This window comes from Streptomyces katrae (assembly GCF_000966975.1).
In the GTDB taxonomy this organism is placed as follows: domain Bacteria; phylum Actinomycetota; class Actinomycetes; order Streptomycetales; family Streptomycetaceae; genus Streptomyces; species Streptomyces katrae.
The window spans coordinates 1-7,822 of the sequence record NZ_JZWV01000102.1 but is presented as its reverse complement, the minus strand read 5'-3'; the positions used below and the strand labels follow the sequence as shown (position 1 = coordinate 7,822).

Below are 7,822 nucleotides of genomic sequence, written 5' to 3'. Positions count from 1 at the left end.
CTTCGTGTACGGGACGCTGCGGCCCGGCGAGGCCAACCACCGGCTGTTCCTGCGGGGCCGCACCGCCGCCGAGGAGCCGGCGCGGTTGCCGGGGGCGGTGCTGTACGAGGGGCCGGGGTACCCGTACGCGGTGGAGCGGGCGGGGTCGGGGTCGGGGTCGGGGATAGCGGGGGAGCTGATCACGCCGGCGGCGGAGGCGTACGGGGAGCTGCTGGAGGCGCTGGACCTGCTGGAGGAGTACGTCGGGCCGGGCAGTCCGCGCAACGTGTACGACCGGGTCGCGCGGGAGGCCGTCCGGAGGGACGGGAGCCGGGTACGGGCCTGGGTGTACCTCGCGGCCGCGCCGCTGGCCGGGCGGCTCGCCCTGTCGGGCCGCGAGATCCCCGGCGGCGACTGGCTGCGGAGGTAGCCCGGCGGGGGTGGCCGGCCCTGCGGGGCGGGGAGCAGCGCCGCAGGCACGCCCCCCGGGCGGGGAGTGGGTCCGCAGGCTCCCGGGGCTACAGCCCCTCCGCGCCCCGGTTGCGGAGGCGTTGGCCGTACTGCTGGAGGACCCACAGCTCCTGCTGCACCGCCGCGAGCTGCTCCGGCGGGGCCTGCGGGCCGAGCCGCGCCAGCTGGCCCTGGATCTCGTGGACCCGCCGGTCCACCGCCCGCAGCCGGACCTGGACCAGCTGGACCCCCGCGTACACCTCGTCCACCGTCTTCGCGTGGATGGCCTCCACCGCCAGCTCCGTCACCAGCGCGCGCACCGTGTCGTTGGGGGCCGCCTCGCGCACCCGGGCCAGGTAGTCCTCGGTGCCCTGGGCGGCGCCGCCCGCGTCCTGGATGGCCTGGCGGACCGCCGCGTACGGCGGGGCCGTGAACTCGTCCGCCCCGTACGCGTCGAAGGCGGGGGAGACCAGGGCCGGCCGCTGGAGCGCCAGCTTGAGCAGCTCCCGCTCCGTACGGTGCGCCGGACTGCGCAGGTTCAGCGCCGGACCGCCCGTCTGCGCCGGGGCAGGTGCGGCCGCCGGGGCCTCCTCGTAGCGGCGGGCCGGCTGCTGCCGGCCCTGCCCCGGCTGCTGGCCGCGCTCGCGCGCCCAGCGCGCCTGCTGCGCCACGCGCTTGACCACGAACTGCTCGTCGCGGATGCCCAGCATCCCCGCCAGCTGCACCGCCGACTCGTGCTGGATCGCGATGTTCTTGATCCCGGCGACGACGGGGGCGGCCTCGTCCAGGGCCGCCGCCCGGCCCGCGGGGTTCTCCAGGTTGTGCCGGGACACGATGTGCCGCAGCGCGAACTCGAACAGCGGGGTACGGGACTCCACCAGCCCCGACACCGCCGCGTCGCCCTGCGCGAGGCGCAGGTCGCAGGGGTCCATCCCGCCCGGGGTGATCGCGATCGAGGTCTCGGCCGCGAACTTCTGGTCGTCCTCGAAGGCGCGCAGCGCGGCCTTCTGCCCGGCCGCGTCACCGTCGAAGGTGAAGATCACCTCGGCGGTCGCGTTGTCCATCAGCAGCCGCCGCAGGATCTTGATGTGCTCCCCGCCGAAGGCGGTGCCACAGGTGGCGATGGCGGTGGTGACCCCCGCCAGGTGGCAGGCCATCACGTCGGTGTAGCCCTCGACGACCACGGCCCGGGAGGTCCTGGCGATCTCCTTCTTGGCCAGGTCGATCCCGTAGAGGACCTGGGACTTCTTGTAGATCGGCGTCTCGGGGGTGTTCAGGTACTTCGGGCCGTTGTCGTCCTCGCGCAGCTTGCGCGCGCCGAAGCCGACCACCTCGCCGCTGATGTCCCGGATCGGCCACATCAGCCGGCCGCGGAAGCGGTCGATGGGCTTGCCGCTGCGGCTGTCCTGGGCCAGCCCGGAAAGGATCAGCTCCTTGTCGCTGAACCCGCGCCCGCGCAGGAACCGTGTCAGGTGGTCCCAGCCGGCCGGGCTGTAGCCCACGCCGAAGTGCGAGGCCGCCGCCTGGTCGAAGCCGCGCTCCGCCAGGAAGCGGCGGGCGATCTCGGCCTCGGCGCCGCCGAGCTGGTCCACGTAGAACTGGGCGGCGGCCTTGTGCGCCTCGACCAGGCGGATCCGCTCCCCGCGGCCGCTGGTGCCGGCGGTGTAGCCGCCCTCCTCGTAGCGCAGGGTGATGCCGGCCTGCCCGGCCAGCCGCTCGACCGCCTCCGAGAACGAGAGGTGGTCGATCTTCATGATGAAGTCGAGGGTGTCCCCGCCGGCCTGGCAGCCGAAGCAGTGGTAGAGCCCCTTGCTCGGGCTGACCTGGAAGGACGGGGACTTCTCGTCGTGGAAGGGGCACAGGCCCTTGAGGTTGCCGCCGCCGGCGTTGCGCAGCTGGAGGTACTCCGAGACCACGGCGTCGATCGGGACCGCGTCCCGTACCGCCTTCACGTCGTCGTCGTTGATCCGTCCTGCCACCCGAGAATTCTACGGTGGGACGGCGGCGAACCCGTCAGGCCCCCTGGGCGGGGAGCAGGGAGTCGAGCGGAACGGACGGGTCCGCCAGCTTCTCGCGGTCCACCGGTGCCTTCGACCGGATCAGGTCCTGGATGTGCTCGGTGACGTCCCACACGTTCACGTTCATTCCGGCCAGGACCCGGCCGTCGGAGAGCCAGAACGCGATGAACTCGCGCTTGCCCACGTCCCCGCGCACCAGCACCTGGTCGTAGCTGCCCGCCGGGGCGTACCCCGAGTACTCCAGGCCCACGTCGTACTGGTCGGAGAAGAAGTACGGCACCCGCTCGTAGGAGACCTCCTGCCCCAGCATCGCCCGCGCGGCGGCCGGGCCGCCGTTCAGGGCGTTGGCCCAGTGCTCCACCCGCACCCGGGTCCCCAGCCCCGGGTGCTGGGCGGCGGCCACGTCGCCGACGGCGAAGACGTCCGGGTCGGAGGTGCGCAGCGAGGCGTCCACGGCGATGCCGCCGCCGTGCTCCCGGTCCACCAGGGCCAGACCCGAGGTCTCGGCGAGCGCGGTGCGCGGCGCCGCGCCGATCGCGGCGAGCACGGCGTGCGCCGGGTGCTCCTCGCCGTCGTCGGTACGGGCGGCCAGCACCATGCCGTCCTGGCCGACGATCTCCGTCAGCCTGGCCCCGAAGTGGAAGCGGACCCCGTGCTCGCCGTGCAGGNGTGCAGGTCGGCGAAGAACTGGCCGATCTCCGGGCCGACCACCGCGTGCAGCGGGGAGGGCAGCGGCTCGACCACGGTCACCTCGGCGCCGTAGGAGCGGGCCGCGGCCGCCACCTCCAGGCCGATCCAGCCCGCGCCCGCGATCAGCAGGTGGCCGTTGTCGCGGCCCAGGGAGGCCAGCGCCTTGCGCAGCAGGTCGGCGTGGGCCAGCCGGCGCAGGTGGTGCACCCCGGCCAGGCCGGTCCCCGGGATGTCCAGGCGGCGCGGCTCGGAGCCGGTCGCCAGCAGCAGCTTGTCGTAGTGGAGCAGGGTGCCGTCGCCCAGGCGCACCGTCTTCGCCTCGCGGTCCAGGTGCACCGCGGGCTGCCCCAGGTGCAGCTCGATGTCGGCGCCCGCGTACCAGGAAGGCTCGTGCACGAAGACGCTGTCGCGCTCCTCCTTGCCCAGCAGGTAGCCCTTGGACAGCGGGGGCCGCTCGTACGGATGGTCGCGCTCGTCGCCGATCAGGATCACCCGTCCGGTGAACCCCTCCGACCTCAGCGTTTCGGCGGCCTTCGCCCCGGCCAGCCCCGCGCCGACGATGATGAACGTCTGGTGTGCGTCGACCACCTGATGCCTCCTCATAACCTCTCCGCCATGTGCGGCCACATGCGAGCGTCCCGCACCGAGCCTGCCCCGTGAAGGGGGAATGGCCCGATCGGCTCACCCTTCGGCGCGCCGCCCGTGCCGGGTGAGACGGGCGTGCAGGGACCGGGCGGAAGCGTCGGTGAGGCAGGCGATCTGGTCGATGACCGCGCGCTTGCGGGCCTTGTCGTCCGGCGCCGCGTCGAAGATCGCCCGGAACTGGGGGTCCAGTCCCTCCGGCGCGCGGGCGCTGAGCGCCTCGGCGAGTTCGGCCAGGACGATGCGCTGGTCGGCCCGCAGCCGCTCCTGTTCGTCGCGCTGCATCACGTACAGGTCGGCGACCGCCTTCAGGACGGCGCACTCGTTGCGCGCCCGGCGCGGGACCACGAGCTCCGCCGCGTACCGGGTCAGCGGGCCGGACCCGTACGCCTCACGGGTGGCGCTCTCGGCGGCCAGGCAGAACCGGCCGATCAGCTGGCTGGTGGCGTCCTTCAGCCTGGCCTGCGCCACGGCCGAGCCGTCGTAGCCGTGCGGCCACCACTCCTCCTCCATCAGCCGGTCCAGCGCCTCGCGCAGCTCTTCGGGGTCGGTGTCCGCGGGCACGTACCGGCCGATGGCGACCCGCCAGATGGCGGTCCGCTCGGGCTCGGCGAACAGCAGGTTCGGGTCGAGGTGCCCGGCGTGCAGGCCGTCCTCGAAGTCGTGCACCGAGTACGCGACGTCGTCCGACCAGTCCATCACCTGGGCCTCGAAGCACTTGCGGTCGGCGGGCGCGCCGCGCCGCAGCCAGGCGAAGACCGGCAGGTCGTCCTCGTAGGCGCCGAACTTCACCGAGTCGGGGTCGGTGGGGTGCCCGCCGCGCGCCCACGGGTATTTGGTGGCGGCGTCCAGACAGGCGCGGGTCAGGTTGAGGCCGACGCTGACGGGATCGCCCGTGGCCGGGTCGGGCACGAACCGCTTGGGCTCCAGCCGGGTCAGCAGGCGCAGCGACTGGGCGTTGCCCTCGAAGCCGCCGCAGTCCTTCGCGAACTCGTTGAGCGCCTCCTCGCCGTTGTGCCCGAACGGCGGGTGCCCCATGTCGTGCGACAGGCAGGCCGCCTCGACCAGGTCGGGGTCGCAGCCGAGGGCCGCGCCGAGCTCCCGGCCGACCTGCGCGCACTCCAGGGAGTGCGTCAGCCGGGTGCGGGGGCTCGCGTCCCAGTCGAAGGAGCGGGTGCCCGGGGTGACCACCTGGGTCTTCCCGGCGAGGCGGCGCAGCGCGGCCGAATGCAGCACCCGGGCCCGGTCGCGCTGGAAGGCGGTCCGCCCGGGCCGCTTGTCGGGCTCGGCGGCCCACCGCTCGGTGGCGGCGGGGTCGTAGGACTCGTACGCGGGGGTGAGCGCGGTGCCTTCCATGTATCAGAAGGTAACCGGAGACACCGACAATCCGAGCAATCCGGTCCCGTGCGGTCTTCAGGCGGTGGCCAGTTCCCGCTGGTGCGCGGGGCGGGCCAGGGCCTCCTCGTAGCGGTGCACGACCAGGCGGGCCAGGGCCGGGTGGGCGCCCAGCGGTGCCGCGGCCGGGCCGGGTGCGGCGGCGGCGCTCGCGGTGGCGAAGCGGCCCGGGGCGGTGAAGTACGAGGCCACCGCCACCCGGTGGCCCCGCGCCGCGAGCGCCCGTACGGCGTCCGGGACGGTCGGCGCGGCCGCCGAGGCGTACGCCGGGGTCACGGGCACCCCGCCGAGCCGCTCCGAGAGCAGGGCGGCGGTACGGCGGGAGTCGGCGGCGGAGTCCGGGTCGAGGGAGCCCGCGGAGGCCAGGACGACGGCGGTGCCCGGCTCCCAGCCGGCCTGCAGGAGCCGTTCGAACAGGGCCTCCACCAGAAGCGGGTGCGGCCCGAGCGGCTCCGCCACCCGTATCCGCAGGTGCCCGGCGCGGGCCGCGGCGGCGGGGAGGTCGCGCTTGACGTGGGTCCCGCGCCCGAGCAGCAGCGGCACGAGCACCGCCGCACCGGTGGCGTCCTTCAGGGTGTCGTCGAGCAGCGGCCGGTTCAGCTCGATGTGCCCGAGCCGGACGTCGAGGCGAGGGCGGAGCTCGCGGACCCGTTCGAGGAGGGCGAGGACGGTGAGCGCGGCCCGGGGGTCGCGGCTGCCGTGGGCCACGGCGACGAGGGTGGGGTGCATGAGGGGGCTCCGTGGGGCCGGGCGCGCGGCGGGCGCACTCCGCTCAGCTGGGCGCCGAGCTGGTCGGTGATCCGGGTCAGCAGCTCGGCCGCGCTGCCGAAGGGGAGGGAGGGGAGGGAGGGGAGTGGGGGGAGGAGGGCGGACTGGCTCTCGGGAGGGTGCACCGGCTCCGTCATGGACCGATCCTGCGCGCCGCAGATTGCGTGTGCGTTGCGCGGCGGTGACGGGTGTTCGCCGGGTGCTCGCACGGCTCCCGCCGACGGGAACCGGCCGGGTGGTCCGGGCCGTCCTGACCTGGGAAGTGCCGCGGGGGCGGCAACACCACGACCACCAGGGGGAATCACCATGCGCCGACCGCGCCTCGGCACCGTACGGGCCCGGCGGCGGGCGGTGCAGACCGTGATGGCGCTGTGCGTGCTGGCCCTGCTGCCGTCGGCCTGGACCCACGCGACCGCCGCCGGCCGGCTGCGCACCACCGCGCAGGCGCCCGCCGCCGGGGTGGCCGTCGTGTTCGGGGCCGGGCTGTGGGACGGCCGCCCCACCCCCTACCTCGCCGCCCGCCTCGACGCGGCCGTCGAGCTGTACCGGGCCGGGAAGGTGAAGGCGGTCCTGGTCACCGGGGACAACAGCCGCACCGAGTACGACGAGCCCGACGCGATGCGTGCCTACCTCACCCGGCACGGGGTGCCCGACGGCCGGATCGTCAGCGACTTCGCGGGCTTCGACACCTGGGACAGCTGCGTGCGCGCCCGGGAGATCTTCGGCGTGCACCGGGCGGTGCTGGTCAGCCAGAGCTTCCACATCCACCGGGCCGTCACGCTGTGCCGGGCCGCGGGCGTGGACTCGTACGGGGTCGGCGTCGACAACAAGCACGACGCCACCTGGTACTACGGCGGCGCCCGCGAGGTCTTCGCGGCCGGCAAGGCGGCCGTCGACGCCGTCTTCGAGCCGCGGCCGACGTTCCTCGGGCCCAAGGAGGAAGGGGTGTCGCGGGCCCTGGGCGCTCTGGCAGACTGACGCCGCGATCGGCATATGCCGATTAGTCATATACGTCAGGGGTGGAACCGTGGCTGTTGTGGATCTGAGCGGCAAGGCCGTCGTCATCACCGGAGGGGCCCGTGGCCTCGGAGCCGCGGCCGCCCAGGCCGTCGTGGACGGCGGCGGCCGGGTGCTGATCACCGACGTGCTGGAGGCGGAGGGCGCCGAGACCGCCGCGAAGCTCGGGGACGCGGCCCGCTTCCTGCGCCACGACGTCACCAGCGAGGCCGACTGGCAGGCCGTCCTGGACCACGCCGTCGCCGAGTTCGGCCGGCTCGACGGACTGGTCAACAACGCCGGCATCGCGACGGGGCAGTTCCTGGAGCACGAGAGCGTCGAGCACTTCCGCCGGTGCGTCGAGGTCAACCTGGTCGGTACGTTCATCGGCCTCAAGGCGGCGATTCCGCTGCTGCGGGCCAACGGCGGGGGTTCCGTCGTCAACATCTCGTCGGCCGCCGGGCTCACGGGGCTGGCCCTCACGGCCGGGTACGGGGCGTCCAAGTGGGGCGTCCGGGGGCTGTCGAAGATCGGCGCCGTCGAGCTGGCGGAGGCGCGGATCCGGGTGAACTCGGTGCATCCGGGGATGACGCTGACGCCGATGACCGCGCCGGTCGGGATCCAGGCGGGGGAGGGGCACTATCCGGGTACGCCCATGGGGCGGGTCGGGGTGCCGGAGGAGATCGCGGCGGCGGTGGCGTTCCTGCTGTCGGACGCCGCCTCCTATGTCACCGGGGCCGAACTGGCCGTGGACGGGGGCTGGACGGCGGGCCTGACGGTCCGCCACCTGACGGGCCAGTAGCCGGTCCTGGGCGGGGGCCGGGCGCGCCGCTGCGCGGGGCTTCTCCCCGCCCCGCCCTTCGCCCGTTCCCAGGGGCTCCGCC

At 74.5% G+C, this 7,822-nt stretch carries 6 protein-coding genes and 1 pseudogene; 3 read left to right on the top strand and 4 right to left on the bottom strand.

Annotated features, from left to right (window positions below; all coding sequences use genetic code 11):
• Window positions 1–409: gamma-glutamylcyclotransferase family protein (locus VR44_RS05550; RefSeq protein WP_045946233.1), on the top strand; the 409-nt coding region annotated here is incomplete at its 5' end.
• Between the two features lie 88 nt (window positions 410–497).
• On the opposite strand, the gene dnaG is transcribed toward VR44_RS05550, so the two are convergent.
• The 4 genes and pseudogenes from dnaG to VR44_RS05530 form a co-directional block, all read right to left on the bottom strand.
• A complete protein-coding gene (gene dnaG, locus VR44_RS05545; protein ID WP_045946232.1) occupies window positions 498–2,408 on the bottom strand; it encodes a DNA primase in 1,911 nt (636 codons plus the stop codon).
• Between the two features lie 34 nt (window positions 2,409–2,442).
• Window positions 2,443–3,725, bottom strand: a pseudogene (locus VR44_RS05540) (NAD(P)/FAD-dependent oxidoreductase).
• A 93-nt stretch (window positions 3,726–3,818) separates the two neighbouring features.
• Window positions 3,819–5,135: a deoxyguanosinetriphosphate triphosphohydrolase gene (locus VR44_RS05535; RefSeq protein ID WP_045946231.1), complete on the bottom strand. Its 1,317-nt coding sequence runs from the start codon at window positions 5,133–5,135 to the stop codon at window positions 3,819–3,821.
• Window positions 5,136–5,192: 57 nt separating this feature from the next.
• Window positions 5,193–5,903 (bottom strand): sirohydrochlorin chelatase, encoded by a 711-nt coding sequence (locus VR44_RS05530; protein WP_045946230.1) that lies wholly within the window; start codon window positions 5,901–5,903, stop codon window positions 5,193–5,195.
• 345 nt (window positions 5,904–6,248) lie between these two features.
• On the opposite strand from VR44_RS05530, the gene VR44_RS05525 reads away from it, so the two are divergent.
• Entirely contained in the window at window positions 6,249–6,920 is a 672-nt protein-coding gene (locus tag VR44_RS05525) for a SanA/YdcF family protein (protein ID WP_045946229.1), read from the top strand.
• 49 nt (window positions 6,921–6,969) lie between these two features.
• A complete protein-coding gene (locus VR44_RS05520) occupies window positions 6,970–7,740 on the top strand; it encodes a glucose 1-dehydrogenase (RefSeq protein ID WP_045946228.1) in 771 nt (256 codons plus the stop codon).
• Window positions 7,741–7,822: the final 82 nt, after the last annotated feature.

What these genes read in the sequence shown, in the direction of transcription:
- VR44_RS05530 (WP_045946230.1), bottom strand. Translation starts at nt 5,903, where the DNA reads ATGCACCCCACCCTCGTCGCCGTGGCCCACGGCAGCCGCGACCCCCGG.
- VR44_RS05525 (WP_045946229.1), top strand. Translation starts at nt 6,249, where the DNA reads ATGCGCCGACCGCGCCTCGGCACCGTACGGGCCCGGCGGCGGGCGGTG.
- VR44_RS05535 (WP_045946231.1), bottom strand. Translation starts at nt 5,135, where the DNA reads ATGGAAGGCACCGCGCTCACCCCCGCGTACGAGTCCTACGACCCCGCC.